At 58.2% G+C, this 17,089-nt stretch carries 19 protein-coding genes and 2 tRNA genes; 13 read left to right on the top strand and 8 right to left on the bottom strand.

What is annotated here, in order from left to right:
* Positions 1–3 precede the first annotated feature (3 nt).
* A complete protein-coding gene (locus tag WFP06_RS07720) occupies positions 4–1,335 on the top strand; it encodes a dihydrolipoamide acetyltransferase family protein (protein WP_336986637.1) in 1,332 nt (443 codons plus the stop codon).
* Positions 1,336–1,345: 10 nt separating this feature from the next.
* Here the strand turns inward: WFP06_RS07720 and WFP06_RS07715 are convergent, their stop codons facing one another.
* The gene (locus WFP06_RS07715) at positions 1,346–1,888 is read right to left on the bottom strand and encodes a hypothetical protein (RefSeq protein ID WP_336986636.1); all 543 of its coding nucleotides are present in this window, start codon (positions 1,886–1,888) and stop codon (positions 1,346–1,348) included.
* 117 nt (positions 1,889–2,005) lie between these two features.
* Here WFP06_RS07715 and WFP06_RS07710 point away from each other — a divergent pair.
* A tRNA-Asp gene (locus WFP06_RS07710) sits at positions 2,006–2,082 on the top strand.
* A 62-nt stretch (positions 2,083–2,144) separates the two neighbouring features.
* On the opposite strand, the gene WFP06_RS07705 is transcribed toward WFP06_RS07710, so the two are convergent.
* From WFP06_RS07705 to WFP06_RS07690, 4 genes are all read right to left on the bottom strand, one after another.
* Positions 2,145–2,372: a DUF2842 domain-containing protein gene (locus WFP06_RS07705; protein ID WP_336986635.1), complete on the bottom strand. Its 228-nt coding sequence runs from the start codon at positions 2,370–2,372 to the stop codon at positions 2,145–2,147.
* A complete protein-coding gene (locus WFP06_RS07700) occupies positions 2,369–2,944 on the bottom strand; it encodes a 5-formyltetrahydrofolate cyclo-ligase (RefSeq protein WP_336986634.1) in 576 nt (191 codons plus the stop codon). The genes WFP06_RS07705 and WFP06_RS07700 overlap by 4 nt, the downstream gene beginning before the upstream one ends.
* Before the next feature lie 230 nt (positions 2,945–3,174).
* Positions 3,175–3,501, bottom strand: a complete 327-nt coding sequence (locus tag WFP06_RS07695; RefSeq protein ID WP_336986633.1) for a cell division protein ZapA — start codon at positions 3,499–3,501, stop codon at positions 3,175–3,177.
* A complete protein-coding gene (locus WFP06_RS07690; RefSeq protein WP_336986632.1) occupies positions 3,498–3,704 on the bottom strand; it encodes a hypothetical protein in 207 nt (68 codons plus the stop codon). The genes WFP06_RS07695 and WFP06_RS07690 overlap by 4 nt, the downstream gene beginning before the upstream one ends.
* Positions 3,705–3,922: 218 nt before the next feature.
* Between WFP06_RS07690 and tkt the strand changes: the two genes are divergently transcribed.
* The 3 genes from tkt to WFP06_RS07675 are packed head-to-tail and all read left to right on the top strand — an operon-like array spanning position 3,923 to position 8,171.
* On the top strand, positions 3,923–5,941 hold the full coding sequence (gene tkt, locus WFP06_RS07685; protein ID WP_336986631.1) for a transketolase: 2,019 nt from the start codon (positions 3,923–3,925) through the stop codon (positions 5,939–5,941).
* Positions 5,942–5,956: 15 nt separating this feature from the next.
* The gene (gene gap / locus WFP06_RS07680; protein WP_336986630.1) at positions 5,957–6,964 is read left to right on the top strand and encodes a type I glyceraldehyde-3-phosphate dehydrogenase; all 1,008 of its coding nucleotides are present in this window, start codon (positions 5,957–5,959) and stop codon (positions 6,962–6,964) included.
* A gap of 7 nt (positions 6,965–6,971) precedes the next feature.
* Positions 6,972–8,171, top strand: coding sequence for a phosphoglycerate kinase (locus WFP06_RS07675; RefSeq protein ID WP_336986629.1), 1,200 nt, complete (start codon positions 6,972–6,974; stop codon positions 8,169–8,171).
* 3 nt (positions 8,172–8,174) lie between these two features.
* Here WFP06_RS07675 and WFP06_RS07670 read toward each other — a convergent pair whose 3' ends face one another.
* Positions 8,175–8,930 carry a flavodoxin family protein gene (locus WFP06_RS07670; RefSeq protein WP_336986628.1) on the bottom strand — a complete coding sequence of 252 codons (756 nt, stop codon included), beginning with the start codon at positions 8,928–8,930 and terminating at the stop codon, positions 8,175–8,177.
* Between the two features lie 143 nt (positions 8,931–9,073).
* Here WFP06_RS07670 and WFP06_RS07665 point away from each other — a divergent pair, with 143 nt between their 5' ends.
* The gene (locus WFP06_RS07665; RefSeq protein ID WP_336986627.1) at positions 9,074–9,961 is read left to right on the top strand and encodes a fructose bisphosphate aldolase; all 888 of its coding nucleotides are present in this window, start codon (positions 9,074–9,076) and stop codon (positions 9,959–9,961) included.
* A gap of 9 nt (positions 9,962–9,970) precedes the next feature.
* Here the strand turns inward: WFP06_RS07665 and WFP06_RS07660 are convergent, their stop codons facing one another.
* Positions 9,971–10,279: a hypothetical protein gene (locus WFP06_RS07660; protein WP_336986626.1), complete on the bottom strand. Its 309-nt coding sequence runs from the start codon at positions 10,277–10,279 to the stop codon at positions 9,971–9,973.
* A gap of 145 nt (positions 10,280–10,424) precedes the next feature.
* Here WFP06_RS07660 and thiE point away from each other — a divergent pair, with 145 nt between their 5' ends.
* The 3 genes from thiE (at position 10,425) to WFP06_RS07645 (ending at position 13,049) form a co-directional block, all read left to right on the top strand.
* Positions 10,425–11,045 carry a thiamine phosphate synthase gene (gene thiE, locus WFP06_RS07655; protein WP_336986625.1) on the top strand — a complete coding sequence of 207 codons (621 nt, stop codon included), beginning with the start codon at positions 10,425–10,427 and terminating at the stop codon, positions 11,043–11,045.
* A 77-nt stretch (positions 11,046–11,122) separates the two neighbouring features.
* Positions 11,123–12,343 carry a L,D-transpeptidase family protein gene (locus tag WFP06_RS07650; RefSeq protein ID WP_336986624.1) on the top strand — a complete coding sequence of 407 codons (1,221 nt, stop codon included), beginning with the start codon at positions 11,123–11,125 and terminating at the stop codon, positions 12,341–12,343.
* Between the two features lies 1 nt (position 12,344).
* A complete protein-coding gene (locus WFP06_RS07645) occupies positions 12,345–13,049 on the top strand; it encodes a M23 family metallopeptidase (protein WP_336986623.1) in 705 nt (234 codons plus the stop codon).
* Here WFP06_RS07645 and WFP06_RS07640 read toward each other — a convergent pair.
* Complete coding sequence (locus WFP06_RS07640; protein WP_336986622.1) at positions 13,037–13,396, bottom strand: elongation factor P; 360 nt, start codon at positions 13,394–13,396, stop codon at positions 13,037–13,039. The two genes, WFP06_RS07645 and WFP06_RS07640, sit on opposite strands and share 13 nt — an antisense overlap.
* Before the next feature lie 156 nt (positions 13,397–13,552).
* On the opposite strand from WFP06_RS07640, the gene efp reads away from it, so the two are divergent.
* The 4 genes from efp to WFP06_RS07620 all read left to right on the top strand — a co-directional run bounded on the left by efp (position 13,553) and on the right by WFP06_RS07620 (position 17,085).
* Positions 13,553–14,116: an elongation factor P gene (gene efp, locus WFP06_RS07635; RefSeq protein WP_336986621.1), complete on the top strand. Its 564-nt coding sequence runs from the start codon at positions 13,553–13,555 to the stop codon at positions 14,114–14,116.
* 8 nt (positions 14,117–14,124) lie between these two features.
* Complete coding sequence (locus WFP06_RS07630) at positions 14,125–14,955, top strand: inositol monophosphatase family protein (RefSeq protein ID WP_336986620.1); 831 nt, start codon at positions 14,125–14,127, stop codon at positions 14,953–14,955.
* An 82-nt stretch (positions 14,956–15,037) separates the two neighbouring features.
* A tRNA-Leu gene (locus WFP06_RS07625) sits at positions 15,038–15,122 on the top strand.
* Between the two features lie 199 nt (positions 15,123–15,321).
* Positions 15,322–17,085: an SLC13 family permease gene (locus WFP06_RS07620; RefSeq protein WP_336986619.1), complete on the top strand. Its 1,764-nt coding sequence runs from the start codon at positions 15,322–15,324 to the stop codon at positions 17,083–17,085.
* Positions 17,086–17,089: the final 4 nt, after the last annotated feature.

The following is a 17,089-nucleotide window of genomic DNA, read 5'->3' as shown; positions in this document are numbered from 1 at the left end:
CTGATGGCACGTTTTACATTCAACCTGCCCGACATCGGAGAAGGTATTGCCGAGGCGGAGATCGTCAACTGGCACGTCAAGGTCGGTGACATGATCGATGAAGATGACCGTCTGGCCGACGTCATGACGGACAAGGCCACTGTCGAAATGGAAAGCCCGGTGAAGGGCAAGGTGCTCGAGATTGCGGGCGAAGCCGGCGATATCATCGCGATCGGCTCGATGCTGGTGGTTGTCGAGGTAGAGGGCGAAGTGCCTGACGATATCGAGGAAGAAAACGCAGCCGCCACGCAGGCCGCACCGGCCCCCAAGGACGATGCTTTCGGCGAGCGTATCGAAGTTGAGAATTCCGATGCCGGCGATGCCGACGATGCCATTGCAACTACCGGGGCTCCGGCACCAACTCCGGCGCCAACTCCGGCGCCAACCCCCGCTCCCGCAGCCGAGCCGGTTGCTCGGTCATCTGTCAAGGTTCTGGCCTCTCCCGCTGTCCGCAAGCGGGCAAAGGACCTCGGCATAGACCTTGGCGAGGTAAGGCCTGCGGAAGATGGCCGTCTTCGCCATGCCGATCTGGACGCTTTCCTGTCGTATAATGCGGGAGGCGGATTTTCCGCATCCGGCAAGACGCGTGAAGATCAGCCGATCAAGGTCATCGGTCTGCGCCGCCGGATTGCCGAAAACATGGCTGCATCCAAACGAAACATTCCGCATTTTTCCTATGTCGAGGAATGCGATGTGACAGAACTGGAGCGGATGCGCGGGCAGCTCAATGATGCCCGCGGCGGCCGGCCCAAACTCACCATGATGCCGCTGCTGATTGCCGCGATCTGCAAGGTGCTGCCGCAATATCCGATGATCAATGCCCGCTACGATGATGAGGCGAATGTGGTCACGCGGCACGGCGCTGTGCATTTGGGGATGGCTGCGCAAACCGATAACGGACTGATGGTCCCCGTGATCCGCAATGCCCAGTCCAGAAATTTGTGGCAGCTTGCTGGTGAAATTGTCCGTCTGGCGAATGCAGCGCGTGACGGCACTGCCAAATCGGACGAGTTATCGGGTTCCACCTTGACGCTAACGTCGCTTGGACCTTTGGGAGGGGTTGCCACGACACCGGTGATCAACCGTCCTGAAGTGGCCATAATCGGACCCAACCGGATTATCGAGCGGCCGATGTTTGTTGCTGACGGGCAGGGCGGCGAACGGATCGAAAAGCGCAAGCTGATGAATATCTCGATCAGCTGCGATCACCGCGTTGTCGATGGCTACGACGCGGCGAGCTTCGTTCAGGAAATCAAGAAATTGCTTGAAGCACCCGCGCTGATTCTGGCGGATTAGCGCGACTGATTTATCGGACAAGCGCGCTGTAAGCGATCCGTCCATTGGCGCGCTGGGCATCCTGCGGAGTGATTAGCCAGCGCAGATGCGTTGCATCCTCTGGTGATGCCAGACGGCCGCTTTGGCCAATCCGCAAGCTGCCCAGACGGCCCCAGCTGCGACCGCCATCTGCCGAAATCTCGACCGTCTCCAGCCCGCTGCGCTGAAACGCGAGCGAGGCCGGCACTTTGGCCGCCACAATAAAGGATCGGCGATTGGACGGGGCGGTCCATTCGACCAGCAGCACAACCCGGTCGCCGCGTGCTAGTGTGGTCGCGCGCGAAAGCGATAAATAGCCGTTTGCCGAGGGCGCACTTTCCACGAACACCGAACTGGCCAACTGGACCCGTTCCTGAGCGGCAAGCGGGACCGCCAGTGCCAGCGCGGCAAGAGACGCCAAAATCGGAGCAAGAGCGCGAACCATAAAATCCCCCAGAATTGCCGGCAGGCAAAGAGAATTCTCTATCGCGGCGAGACGCGAAGATATGGTTAACGCCGCGGCAGGAATTGCCATCGGTTCGCCAATTTCCACGCAAATTTGCGGCTGGAGCATTTTAGCCGATCAGATTTGTTGACAGCCCCAATTTGCTGTCCTAGTGGCGCTGCTCCCACAGGGCATCGCCCTGTTTAAGCGGGTGTAGCTCAGTTGGTTAGAGCGCCGGCCTGTCACGCCGGAGGTCGCGAGTTCAAGTCTCGTCACTCGCGCCATTTTTGGCGCAATTATGCAGAAATTTGGATGCGGTGGAACAAGTTGCGCAGTTGCGCTGGGTTTACGTTTCGTCAGGCGCGCTCCAGCTTCCGGTTTCCATCCAGATCAGAAACCGCCTGAGCGGCAAGAGCCAGATCACTCCCAGAACCAGATAGATCACGGTCTGGAGCAAAACGTGCATTTGCCCGATCCAGGTCGATGCCCACGTAACAGCCGCGGCATATGCAGTCAGTCCGACAACCAGCGCCAGAATACCGGCGGGAATGCGCCATGTCGGTTCGTTTCTCATGCAAATGGCCCGTAAATACGCGTTGGTGTGACGACAGCCCTCATGGGCTTGTCATGGGGTTCTGTGGGTAATTCATCCAGCAGTTGGGCGTCCCACGCCATGCCGATCACATCCGTTCCGGGATGATCGGCAAGCCAGCGGTCGTAATGCCCGCCGCCCTGGCCAAGGCGGTCGCCCGAGGCGGTGAAGCCCAGCAGCGGCGCAAACAATACATCCGGCACTGCGGCCGCCGCATCATCCGCTGGTTGCATCAGGCCAAACGGACCGATTGTTAAATCACTTTCGCCAAAAGGATCCGTCCACAGGCGAAAATCCATTGCTGCACCCTTATGCTCGAACCAAGGCAGGGCGACCCGGTACCCATTTTCCATGAAATATCTGGCGTAAGGCGTTGCCGGCGCTTCGAAAGCGGTTGCGCGGTACAGGCCGATGGTGGCGCCAGCGGGTATCGTTTCCCGCAGCGGAGCCGGAGGAATTTTGAACAGGAGCGCGCGGGTGCTCCCCGGCATTGCTTCGACATGCGCGCGGCGAATGTTTCGAAGCCCGGTTCTGAGTTTCGCCTTGGCGTCCAAAAAACAGTCCTAAAAATCGGCCTGCGCCGCATAACCGCGGAGCAAAGTAAGTGACGGGCCCACCATGGGTCGGAGCCTAGAAATCCTCTGACGCGGTCACGTCAGGTGGGGATCGTATGTGCCGGACCACGGTCCAGCCAGGGACAAACCCCTTAGATTTGCTTATAGCCTCAGGGATATCAAACGGCGCGTGCCGGGCAGTACCCGTCCAGCCCTATGTAGGCGGTTGCCTAGCGCTTCTCAAGCAGCGAAGCACATCCTTCGAGCCGGTCAGCCATCCGTTCGAGCAGATCGGCCATTTCGGCATCCTCTGCCGCGCCGGATGCGCCGGCTGTGAGCGGCGGCGGTTCCGCGGAATTATTTTTAAGGTCAGCGACCTCGTCAGCAAGCAGTAACGAGGCGAATAACAGACGGCGCGCCTCGTTTCCGCCGGTATCGCCCATTTGTTTGAGCTTGGCATCGATGGATTGCCCCAGCCTGGCGATATGGGCTTCTTCGCCATCACCGCAGGCAACCACATAATCCTTGCCGCCAATGGTCAGCGTGACTTCGCTCATAATCCGGCCTTTGCCAGCAAATCGTCAAGTTCACGCAAAGTCGCCGCCACAGTCTCGCGCAGTTTTTCATGCTTTTCCACCAACCGGGAAACAGGTTCGTTCGCGGCGGCAGCACCCGGTGCAGTTTTGGCCGCTGCACTTTCGATCCGCGCGAGTGCGCTTTCGATCCTGGTCATTGCCTGTCTGGTCCGGTCACGTGACATATGCGTATAATAAATCAAACTTTGCATATTCGCAAAGGTTTGGCGCGCCCTGTTGATAAACGGCCTTGATTGGCCTTTACCCCGATTTGAAGGGGACTTCCTGCGGCGGGCGGTTGACCTTGCCTTGCCCATTGGCGAATGACCTTTGCGCGCGCCGAATCGCCCCGCAGGGGTGCTTGAAATTCTGCGGCGCGGTACCGGCAGGAGCACCACCGTCTATGAGCCTCGACCAGTCCAGTTTTGGCCAATCCCGTCTCGCGCCGATGGCCAATGCGATCAGAGCCTTGTCGATGGATGCCGTTCAGGCTGCCAATAGCGGCCACCCGGGCATGCCGATGGGCATGGCCGACGTCGCTACGGTGCTGTGGTCCGATTTTATCAAGTTCGACCCTTCCGCGCCTGATTGGGCTGACCGTGACAGGTTCATTTTGTCGGCCGGCCATGGCTCGATGCTGATTTATTCGCTGTTGCACCTGTCGGGCTATGCCGCGCCCACGATCGACAATATCCGCAATTTCCGCCAGTTGGGCAGCCCTTGCGCAGGGCACCCGGAAAACTTCCTGCTCGACGCGGTGGAATGCACCACCGGTCCGCTGGGCCAAGGGCTTGCGATGGGCGTTGGCATGGCAATGGCAGAACGGCATCTCAATGCAAAGTTCGGTGATGATCTGGTCGATCACCGCACCTGGGTCGTTTCAGGCGATGGTTGCCTGATGGAAGGTATCAATCACGAGGCGATCGGCCTCGCCGGCCATCTGAATCTTGGGCAAATGATCGTTCTATGGGACGATAATAATATCACCATCGACGGTAGCGCCGATCTGTCGACCAGCGAAGATGTCGAAGCGCGCTTCCAGTCCGCCAAATGGCATACGGTCCGCTGTGACGGGCATGATGTGGCTGACATTCGCCGCGCTATTGAAGAAGCCATGGCCGACCCGCGCCCTTCGCTCGTGGCGTGCAAGACAATTATCGGCAAGGGTGCACCCACCAAGCAGGGCACCAGCGCGACCCACGGCGCACCGCTGGGTGCGGATGAAATTGCAGCGGCGCGCGAAATGCTGGGCTGGGAATCCGAACCATTTGTGATCCCGGATACAATCATGTCCGACTGGCATTCGACCGGCGACCGGGGCAAGGCCGCTCATGCCGACTGGAAGAAACGTCTCGAAGCATCGGCTCATCGTGGAGCCTTTGAAAGCCATCTGATGCCGGTTGCCGATATGGCGGACGCGGCCATCGAAAACCATATTCACGCGCTCGCAGACGATGCCCCCGAAGTTGCGACGCGTAAATCGTCGGAAATGGCGCTTGAAGCGTTGACCGAAAAACTGCCGCAAATGATCGGCGGATCGGCTGACCTGACCGGTTCGAATAACACCAGGACATCATCAACATTGCCGTTTCAGGCTGATAGCTATGATGGACGCTATGTCTATTATGGCATTCGCGAATTCGGTATGGCGGCCGCGATGAACGGCATGGCGCTTCATGGCGGCGTGGTACCCTATGGCGGCACGTTCCTGATCTTCAGCGATTATTGCCGCAATGCTATCCGGCTGTCCGCCTTGCAGCAGACGCAGGCAATTTACGTGCTGACGCACGATTCGATCGGACTTGGCGAAGATGGCCCGACACACCAGCCGGTCGAACAGGTGATGAGCCTGCGGCTGATCCCGAACCTCAACGTCTATCGCCCGTGCGACGCCATCGAAACGGCGGAGTGCTGGGCGCATTCGCTGAAAACGACCGACACACCTTCGGTCCACGCGCTTACCCGCCAGGCATTGCCGCCCATGCGCGGCGCAGAAAGCAAGAACTGGTCTGGTTCGGAGAATATGTCGGCGAAGGGCGCCTACCGTCTCAAGTCAGCCGAAGCGGCAAGAAAGGTGCTTCTGATCGCAACCGGCAGCGAGGTGCACCTCGCGATGGATGTCGCGGCAAAGCTGGAAGCGGGCGGGATCGGCGCGGACGTCGTGTCGATGCCTTGCATGGAAATGTTCGAGCAGCAGGACGGGGCCTATAAGGCAGATGTGCTGGCGACGGGCGATGATCTCGTCAGGGTTTCGATCGAGGCCGGCACAACGCTTGGCTGGCAACGCTACACCGGGATTGACGGTGTCAATATCGGATTGGACCGGTTCGGCGCCTCCGCCCCGGCAGAACAGCTTTTCGAGAAGTTCGGCTTTACGGTCGATTCGATTATTCCACAGATTATTAACAAGATCAGTAGTTAAGCAGGAGCTTTTACCATGGCGACCAAGGTTGCAATCAACGGTTTCGGGCGCATCGGGCGCCTGGTAGCACGCGCCATTCTGGAGCGGGACGATCACGATCTGGAACTCGTCGCGATCAACGATCTGGCCGATGCGAAGGCCAATGCACTGCTTTTCCAATACGATTCCACCCACGGCCGTTTTCCCGGCGAAGTGACCAGCGATGGCAGCAGCATCACCGTGAACGGCAAGAAGATAGCGGTCACCTCGGAGCGTGAACCCGGCAAGCTTCCGCACGCCGAAATGGGTATCGATATCGTGCTGGAATGCACCGGTTTTTTCCAGTCACACGAAGAGGCCCAGCCGCATATCGATGCGGGTGCCAAGCGTGTGCTGATCTCCGCCCCTGCCAAAAACGTTACCAAAACAGTTGTTTATGGCGTCAATCACGACCAACTGACAGCATCCGACGTGATTGTTTCCAACGCGAGCTGTACGACCAACTGCCTCGCGCCGGTGGCGAAAGTGCTCAACGATAGGGTCGGGATCGAGCGTGGGTTCATGACCACGATCCACAGTTACACCAATGATCAGCGTATGCTGGACCAGATGCACAGCGATATGCGCCGTGCCCGCGGCGGCGCGCAAAACATGATCCCCACAACCACCGGCGCGGCGCGCGCGGTCGGTCTGGTTTTACCCGAACTGAACGGCAAACTGGACGGATCGTCCGTGCGGGTTCCGACACCGAACGTCAGCCTGATCGATCTGGTGTTCACGCCAACGCGCGACACATCTGCGGAAGAACTCAACGATGCGCTCAAGGCCGCGTCCGAAGGTGCAATGAAGGGCGTTCTTTATTTTACCGACCAACCGCTGGTGAGCTCGGACTTCAACCATTTTCCCGCCAGTTCGACCGTGGACAGTCTCGAGACAACCGTGATGGAGGGCAAACTTGCCCGCGTTGTCAGCTGGTACGATAATGAATGGGGTTTTTCCAACCGTATGATCGACACAGCCGGCGTTATGGCCGGCCTGATTTGAGCCCGAGATGAGCACCTTTCGCACGCTTGACGATCTTGGCGATGTCACCGGCAAAGTCGCATTGGTTCGGGTCGATCTGAATATGCCGATGGATGGCGGTTCGGTAACCGACACGACCCGCGTTCAGGCCGCCGCGCCGACAATCCTGGAATTGGCCGATGCGGGAGCGAAAGTTTTGCTGCTGGCGCATTTTGGCCGGCCGAAAGGTCAACGCAATTCGACCATGTCGGTGAGTATGACGCTGGACGCAGTCGAGGATGTGCTGGGCCGTGAGGTGATGTTTATTCCCGAAATCGCCGGACCGGTTGTTGAACAGTCAATCGGTATCTTGCGAAACGGCGACATCGGATTGCTCGAAAATACGCGTTTCTGGGCCGGAGAAGAGGCAAATGACGCTGATTTTGCAGCATCGATTGCTGCGAATGGCGATTTCTACGTCAACGATGCGTTCTCGGCAGCGCACCGTGCCCATGCAAGCACGCAAGGCATCACCAGATATCTGCCGGCCTACGCAGGCCGCGCAATGCAGAAGGAACTCGAAGCGCTTGAGCAGGCGCTTGGCAATCCGGAGACGCCTGTTGCGGCCGTGGTGGGCGGGGCAAAGGTTTCATCCAAACTTGCGGTGCTGGAACATCTTGTCACCAAAGTCGATCACCTGATTATCGGCGGCGGCATGGCCAATACATTCCTGGCTGCGCGCGGTGTGGCAGTCGGCAAATCGCTTTGCGAACATGATCTGGCGGATACGGCCAATGCCATCATGGACGCTGCCGATGGTGCCGGCTGCACGGTGCATCTGCCGTATGACGTCGTCGTTGCCAAAGAGTTCGCCGCAAATCCTGCCAGCCTGCGGACCTGCAATGTGCACGAAGTGGGCGCCGACGAGATGATTCTGGATATAGGCGAAAGCGCGGTGGAGGCGTTGGCAGACGTCCTCAAAACGTGCAGGACGCTGGTCTGGAACGGGCCGCTGGGTGCCTTCGAAACCGAACCTTTTGAAACCGCGACAGTAGCGTTGGCGAAAACTGCAGCCGCGCTGACGCATGAGGGTTCGCTCGTATCGGTAGCAGGCGGCGGTGATACGGTCGCCGCACTAAATCTCGCCGGCGTAGCCGATGATTTTACGTATGTTTCAACTGCTGGCGGCGCTTTCCTCGAATGGATGGAAGGCAATGAATTACCGGGTGTGGCAGCGCTCGTTAGCTAATATCTAGCGATATTCTGGGTTGGGTGCATCGAAACTGTGGCCTTCGTTCCACAGTTCCTTCGAATTGCCGTGCGCCGGCAGGCCGCCTGCGTCCTTGAGCATACGTGCCATATGCATCATGTTCCAGGTGGCAAATGTCGTGTTCCGCCGGGTGAAATCGTTGTCAAACCCTGCCCGGCTCCCGTCATCCTGCTTGTCACCGTAGGACGGGCCTGGGCCCGCTTCCCCGATCCAGCCAGCATCGGCTTGTGGCGGGATGGTATAGCCCACGTGCTGCAGTGAATATAACACGCCCATGCCGACGTGTTTGATGCCGTCTTCGTTACCCGTCACGATGCAGCCGCCGACCTTGCCGTAGAATATGTACTGGCCTTTATCGTTTGTCTGCCCGGAATGCGCGTAGAGTTTTTCGATGATTTTCTGACAGATGGAGCTTTTTTCGCCGAGCCAGATCGGGGTGCCGATTATCAGAATATCGGCGGCATTGACGCGGGGCCAGATATCCGGCCATTCGTCGCTTTGCGCACCATGTTCGGTCATGTCCGGATATACGCCGGTGGCTATATCGTGGTCTATCGCGCGCAGCCGGTCGACGCTCACCTTATTGCGGGTCATGATAGTTTCCGCCATCTCGAGCAGACCGTCAGTATGCGAGCTTTGCGGAGAACGCTTTAGCGTGCAATTGATCATCAACGCTTTCAGATCGCTAAAATCGGTTTTGTTGTCGTCACAAAGTTTTTGCTGAATATTGTCGAGCATCTGCAAATTCTCCCCGGGGTTGTGGGTTATACGGTTGAAACAGGGAAAAGGTAACACCGTCCGGTTGCAGAGCACGCGGGCCATGTTTATGGGCGCGCCTGACGATTGACGCATTCGTATGCAGCAACAGCAGGACCAGCGCGATGAACCATCAGGAAATGACCACCCGGATTGAACAGGGCCAAGGCTTTATTGCCGCGCTCGACCAGAGTGGCGGCTCTACTCCGAAGGCGCTCCGCGGCTACGGGGTGGAGGAGCACGAATATTCGGGTGACGAGCAAATGTTCGCAAAAATACACGAGATGCGCACGCGGATTGTGACATCTCCCAGCTTCAATGGCGACCGGGTTTTGGGTGCTATTCTGTTCGAACGGACGATGGACGGCGATGCTGGCGGAAAATCGGTGCCTGACCAGCTGAAAAGTCGCGGCGTAGTGCCGTTCCTGAAGGTGGACAAAGGACTTGAGGACGAGGCGGACGGCGTCCAGATGATGAAACCGATGCCCGACCTCGGCGCGCTGCTGGAACGCGGCAAGGCCAAGGGGATATTCGGCACAAAGATGCGTTCGGTTATAAACAGCGCTTCGCCCACAGGAATTGCCGCAATCGTCAGCCAGCAATTCGATGTGGGCAGGCAGATCATCGAACACGGGCTGTTGCCCATGATCGAACCGGAATATAATATAAATTCGGCTGACCGGGCTGAAGGCGAAGTGATTTTGCGTGACGAAATCGCCAAACAACTCAGCGGATTACCAGCCGGCACCAAAGTGATGCTGAAGCTCAGCCTTCCGGTTCAAGCCAATCTTTACAAATCGCTGGTTGATCATCCTAACACTGCGCGGGTGGTGGCGCTGTCCGGCGGCTTCAACCGGGCAGAGGCCTGTGAAAAACTGGCCCGAAACGAAGGTATGATTGCCAGTTTCAGCCGGGCATTGCTGGAAGAACTACGCGCGCAGATGGACGATGCCGAATTTGACTTGGCATTAGCGACGGCGATCGAGGAAATCAGGTGCGCCAGCGCTACTTGAACTGAAGCCCTATTTTTCGGCTTTGAACGCGAAAGTGAAGCGATAATCGACTTCCGCTACCTGCCCGCCCGACCGCGGGGCCGGGTCTGCGGCAACCAGGGTTACGGTCCCGCCGATCACTTCGACCGGTTTTGCCAGTTTCATTTCTGCGCGGTCAGTGTCCCAGCCGGCAGCGACTTCAGCCATGATGCGGACCGTCCCGGCGTGGACGCACTGGACGCCTTCGGGGCAGCGGCTGTCCTCCAGCACGCCCATGGGCGTGATGCTGGCCGGGCCGACATTGGCGATCTGGCCGATCCCGGCGGTGGGTTGATCCATTGGCTGGCCAGAGGCCGTAACGCAGCCTGCAAGTAGCAAAGAACTGGCTAGAAGAGGGAAGTTGCGCATGGCTGATCAACCCGCCACAGGCTGAAGTGTTCCTTTACCTGTTGGCCGCGCTGTCTGCGCAGGGTATTGGGCGATCATGACCGCCAAAAACCCCAAATGCCTGCTTTATCTGATCTCGCCGCTGGAAACCGGCGGAAATTTTCCTGCCCGCCTCGAGCGCGCTCTGGATGCCGGTCCGGTCGCAGCGTTCCAGTTCCGTGTCAAAGATATCGATCAGCATGAGGCTGCGCGGCTCGCGGCGCCGCTGCTTGAAATCTGCCGCGCGCGCGATGTTGCATTTGTTGTTAATGACAATATCGCACTGGCAAAACGGTTGGAGGCTGACGGTCTGCATCTGGGCCAGAGTGATGGCGACGTGCGCGAGGCCCGCGAGCAACTCGGCACTGATATCCAAATCGGCGTTACCTGCCATGACAGCCGACATCATGCGATGGATGCGGGTGAAGCGGGCGCAGATTATGTGGCCTTCGGAGCTTTTTACCCGAGCGACACAAAAGCTACCACTCACCGGCCGGAGCCTGAAATTCTGACATGGTGGCAGGGGCTGTTTGAATTACCATGCGTGGCAATCGGCGGCATCACGCCCGATAATTGCACGCCGCTGATTGAAGCGGGGGCTGACTTTATCGCGGTGTCCGGTGCGGTATGGGGCGGTGACGAGGTTGCTGCGATAAAGGCTTTTGCCGCAAAACTCTGATTTGCCGGACCTTTCTGCCGGGCAATTCGTTTCTCGTTTACAGGGCGCATGACGGCGCTTCGACTTGGGGAGTTATTATGCGCACATTATTGATTTCAGCTTCGCTACTGGCACTTTCGGCATGCGGACTGAATGGTACCGACAGGGAACAGGAGCAGGGCAGCGAAGTGTCCGCCAATCCCGCCAGCCAGTCGGACAATCTTGCCGACAGCATGGCGTCCAGCGATCCGATGGATGACACAGCGGCACCGGTCGGCATTGCTGACAGTCAGGAACGTCCAACGATGCAAGCGCAAGTGGTGCTTGACCGCCGCGGATTTGGCCCCGGCGTTATCGACGGGAAGATGGGCCTTTCCACCGAAAATGCCTTGCGCGGATTTCAGGAAGCAAATGCGCTCGAAATATCCGGAAAAATGGATGAAGCGACAACCAAGGCATTGGAAAAGTGGTCGAATATTCCGGCAACGCGGGTCGTGACCATTCCGCAGGAATGGGCTTCGCACGAATTTACCAAAGTGCCCGAAAATCCGGCAGAACAGGCCAAACTGGATAGGCTTGGCTATAACACGCTTGATGAAAAACTCGCCGAGCGGTTCCATACGACTGTGGCAGTGCTCAAAGAACTGAATCCTGGCGGAAAACCGGCTGGGATGACCGCGCCGCAAAACCCGACTGACAAAGCACCCGTCGCAAAAGGTACGGCAAAATCCGCAGCCGCGGCTGGCAAGAAAACTGCGGATAGCGCGCAGGAAAAGTCTTTTTTTACCGCTGGCCAGCAAATTCGCGTTCCCAACATCGGTGCTGACCGGATAGCGCCCGGCAAGATCGACAATGAAGGATGGCAAGCGACACTGGCTTCGCTCGGTGTCGGCACAGAGCAACCCGAAGTGACGAAGGTGGTCGTCAGCGCATCGAAAGGCACCTTGCGGGCGTTCGATGCCAATGGAAAGCTCGTTGCGCTGTTCACCGTGACAAGCGGGTCGGACAATGATCCGCTGCCGCTGGGCGACTGGGACATCACGGCGGTCGCGTATAATCCGCCCTTTGCATATAATCCCGAATTGTTCTGGGATGTCCCGGATGACGAGGAAAAACAGCAACTGCCCCCGGGCCCCAACGGGCCGGTGGGCGTGGTGTGGATTGATCTATCGAAGGAACATTACGGGATTCATGGCACTCCGGCACCAGAAACTATCGGTCGTTCTCAAAGCCATGGCTGTGTACGCTTGACGAATTGGGATGCAGCGCGATTATCGCAGATGGTATCAACCAGGACAAAGGTGCTATTCGAGGCCTGATATGGCGTTAAAATTTGCAGAACGCATCGTGACAATCGTGGCAACCGCCACATTGACTTCCGCTGCCTGGATTGTGGGCGGCGGAAGTTTCATGCGGTATGCGGATGATCAAAAAGCCGCCGAGGCCACCGAGGCGGAAGCCACGACGGCGACCGGCGCGGATTCTGCAAACAAGATTGCCACATCGCCGCCCCGCGGCGGAGCGGAGCAAGGGCCGCTGGACAGCAATGAAGTTTTGAAACCCGATGCAGCCGAAACCGATCAACTGGTTGTACCGGTGTTGAATGTTAGGCCTGCCGATCTGCAAAATACGTTCACCGACCAGCGCGGTGATGCAACGCGGCTGCACGAAGCGCTGGATATCATGGCCGAAGAGGGAACAACCGTAATTGCCGCCGGCCCTGGCGAAATCGAAAAGATTTTTCTCAGCGAAGCGGGAGGTAAAACGTTATATGTGCGCTCCCCCGATCGCAAGACGATCCATTATTACGCGCATATGGGCGACTATGCCGATGGACTGAAAGAAGGGCAGCGCGTCAGGCGCGGACAGCGGCTGGGTACGGTGGGAAGCAGCGGTAACGCGGATCCCGCGTCGCCGCATTTGCATTTTGCCATTCTTAGAACCACCCCCGATGCAAAATGGTGGGAGCCGACAACCGCAATCAATCCTTATCCCTTGCTCACGGGTACCGGTCAGCGGCCGTAAAGCACGCAGCGCATCCGCCCGGGTGTGCCGTCTTCGGTTATTTCGCGAAGCATCGTCCGGCCAACCCGGTCGAATTTGAGCCCGCGTAACGGGCCGCTGGTCATTCGTACGGTCCGCCCCGTCAGCAGGTAGGTCCCGCTTCCCCGCGCCGAATTGTAGCTCGACGCGTTCTCGATCTTGAAACTCATTTCATCCACCGGGATACCGGCAGGCCCGGCAGCATTGCCCGGCAATTCGCAGCCATAGCTGCCGCGCGGCAATGTCGCGAGCGTATCGCCCGATCCGGCTGTGACCGGACCGGTAAGCGCAGCGATTGCCGCGAGTGTAAGAATTGATTTTCCGATCATTTGTCGTTCCGTGACCGTATATAGCATCTGACGGGTGAATTTCCAGTTATTGGCGGCCGGGGGGAGCAGCGATGCTTGCCCGCGGGCCATGCAGACGCTAAAGGCCCGCGCGCAGGCGGGTTATTCCCCGCATTCTTTGACATTGAAGGCTAAGCCATGAAAATCAGCGGCGTGGACATCCGTCCCGGCAACATCATCGAGTATGAAACGGGCATCTGGAAAGTGGGAAAAATCCAGCATACCCAGCCGGGCAAGGGCGGTGCCTATATGCAGGTCGAGATGAAAAACCTCGTCGATGGCCGCAAGACCAACGTCCGCTATCGTAGCGCCGACACGGTCGAAAAAGTGCATCTGGATACCAAGGAATTCCAGTTCCTGTATGCCGAAGATGCCAACCTGATCTTTATGGACAAGGATAATTACGAGCAAATTCAGCTGCCGACCGATTTGCTTGGCGATGCAGCGGCATTTCTGACGGACGGTATGGATGTCACGCTGGAAATGTATAACGACAAACCGATCAGTGTCGCGCTACCGGATCAGGTCGAAGCCACAATCACCGAAGCAGATGCGGTTGTGAAAGGGCAAACGGCAAGCTCGAGCTACAAACCTGCCGTCCTCGAGAACGGCGTTCGCGTGATGGTACCGCCGCATATCGAAAGCGGGACACGCATCATCGTTGATGTGTACGAACGCACATATGTCGGCAAGGCTAACTGAGCGGTATCATGTCACAGATTTCCGGAGTTATTCGCGTCATGGAACGCGCAGCGCGTAAGGCAGGCAACCGACTGCGCCGCGATTTTGGCGAAGTCGAACATCTGCAAGTGAGCCGCAAGGGTCCGGCAGACTTCGTATCGAAAGCCGATCAGGTTTCCGAACGCACGCTGTACGACGAATTGCTGGTTGCACGCCCTGACTGGGGTTTCGAGCTTGAAGAAGGCGGCACGATCGAAGGCGATCCGACGAAACCTCGCTGGGTTATCGATCCGCTCGACGGCACAAGCAACTTTCTCCACGGGATCCCGCACTTCGCTATTTCAATTGCGGCGCAAGAGCCGCGGCTGGACGGCAAGGGCTGGGGCGATGTTATTGCTGCAGTGGTCTATAATCCGGTCACGGACGAGACTTTCTGGGCGGAAAAATCGCGCGGTGCGTGGTTGCAGGATGCGCGGCTGCGTTGCTCGGTCCGAAACCGGATGTCCGATGCGCTGATTGCGACGGGTATTCCGTATCAGGGACATGGCAATTTCGCTGAATGGTCGGCTATTTTTGCGGCCGTCGGTCCCGAAGTTGCAGGCATCCGCCGGTTTGGCGCAGCGTCGCTCGATATGGCCTGGGTCGCGGCGGGGCGCTTCGACGCATTCTGGGAGAGCGATCTCAACCCGTGGGACACGGCTGCTGGCGGCTTGCTTATCCGCGAAGCGGGCGGGTTTGTAACCGACTACCGCGGCCGTTCGCAGCCGATCTGTGACACGCAAGTGATTGCCGGCAACGATGCGCTGCATTCGCGCCTTCACAAGATCATTACGACATCGCTGAAGGAAGCAAACAAGTAACGGGCTTGCCCAGCGGGACACTCGGCGCTAATCGGCCCGCGTGTCTTGCCTTACCAGCTTTTGCTTCGGCAGAATTTCAGGGGCCCCTGTGGTGGAATTGGTAGACGCGCTCGACTCAAAATCGAGTTCCTAACGGAGTGCCGGTTCGACTCCGGCCAGGGGCACCAGATTTGCAGAACGACGAATAGGGCCAAGGATCGTTCGGGATTTCGCCTGCACGCAACACGCGGCCAGCGGCCCTTCGGCCAATTTGCGGGTTAGCGGCTGTGCACAGAAACTCACTCGCCTGATGGTGAATGCGCTGCTAGGGCTCTGCTTGTGAACGCTATGCTGCCAGGACTGCCATCTTACCACGCGATGGCCGCTATGGCTGTTACGGTCGCGATGTTCATCGGTTTTGCGCGCGGCCGCCTCTCGATCGAAATCATTTCGTTGCTGATTATCGCGGTGATTGCAGTGGGGCTGTATTTTCTCCCCTTGGCAGGCACGCAGCCTACGGACGGACTGGCTCTAGCCTTTTCCGGATTTGGTCATCACGCGCTGATCACCATTTGCGCGCTCATGATTATGGGCCGCGGACTGGTGGTCACCGGCGCGCTGGAGCCTGCTGCGAGATTTCTGGAAACCGTTTTCAAGATCAATCTGCAACTCGGCTTGCTGGTATCGCTGCTGATTGCGTTCGTTCTTTCGATGGGTGTCAACAATACGCCGGTGCTCGTCCTGCTCATGCCGATTTTCGTGGCGCTGGCCGCTCGCGGGGCATTACCGGCTTCCAAGACCCTCATGCCGTTGAATGCGGCGTCGCTCCTCGGCGGATTGGCAACCACCATCGGGACGTCCACCAATATTCTGGTGGTATCGATCGCAGTCGATCTGGGTATGCCGCGCATGGGCGTATTTCACTACACGCCGATTGTCCTGATCGCCGGTCTGGTTGCGCTGCCCTATGTGTGGCTGGTCATGCCGCGCCTGCTGGGCGATAACCGGGTCGAGAAAGACCACACGGAGCGTCGGTTCCGCGCGAGGCTGCGGGTGTCTTCGGACAGTCCGCTGACGGGCCAGTTGCTGGTCGATATCATGAAGCGGCTGCCCGACGATATTACATTTCACAATGCGCCCACCAGTCATTTGCAGCCGAACCAGCGGTTCGATGTTTCAGGCACACATGAAGATCTGGAAAATGCCATGCGCATTTTGCAGGGTGAGGTCGCACCTGACTGGGTAATCCAACGGATCAGTGACCGCTCGCGCGAAACCAGGCAGGACACTGTCGTCGTCGAAATGGCGGTAACCGCAGATTCCCGATTGCTGGACCGGACGTTGCCCACCAGTGGTATCGGCGATCTGTACGGTGTTGCGGTGCTGGGCATCCATCGTCCGGAAAAACTGTTTGGCCGGCAGGAACGCTATTCCGATGACGGGGATTTGCACTTCGCGGAAGGGGATGTGCTGCTGGTCATGGGTCTGCCTGACGATCTCCAGCGGTTTGCGCGCGCGGATGGGTTGCTGATGCTGGAAGGCGCAAGGGAAGTCCCGCGCCGGTCCAAAGCCGTGCTGGCTGCTGTCATCATGGGGGCAAGTGTCGGTCTGGCATCGGTCGGAATTTTCCCGATTGCAATTGCTGCACTGGGCGGCGCGATCTTGATGTTTGTTACCGGCTGCGTGAAATTTGACCGGGTAGGGCGGGCTTTATCGGCGCAGGTTATCGTACTGATTGCCGCGAGTATCGCCCTGGGCCGGATTATCGACGAAAGCGGCGCTGCCGACTGGCTGGGCCAGCTGCTTGCTTTTGGATTGCAGTATCTCGCACCAGCAGCGGTGCTGGCCGCGATCATGCTGTTCGTGACAATTCTGACCAATTTTGCGTCTAATGCCACTGCCGCGACCGTCGGCACACCAATTGCCTTCAGTGTCGCACAACAACTGGGTCTGCCGGCAGAGCCGCTGATTCTGGCGGTGCTGTTTGGCTGCAACCTTTGTTACGCCACTCCGATCGCTTATCAGACAAACATGATGATTATGTCTGAGGGCAGTTATGAATTCCGCGATTACATCCGAACGGGCGTCCCGCTGGTCTTGATAATGGTCACCACGCTATCGTTCTTGCTGGTGATCACATACGGAATGTAAGCGG

Source organism: Altererythrobacter aquiaggeris, assembly GCF_037154015.1.
Lineage (GTDB): Bacteria > Pseudomonadota > Alphaproteobacteria > Sphingomonadales > Sphingomonadaceae > Aestuarierythrobacter > Aestuarierythrobacter aquiaggeris.
The sequence above is the reverse complement of the archived record's forward strand: the minus strand, read 5'-3'. Positions and strand labels throughout refer to the sequence as shown.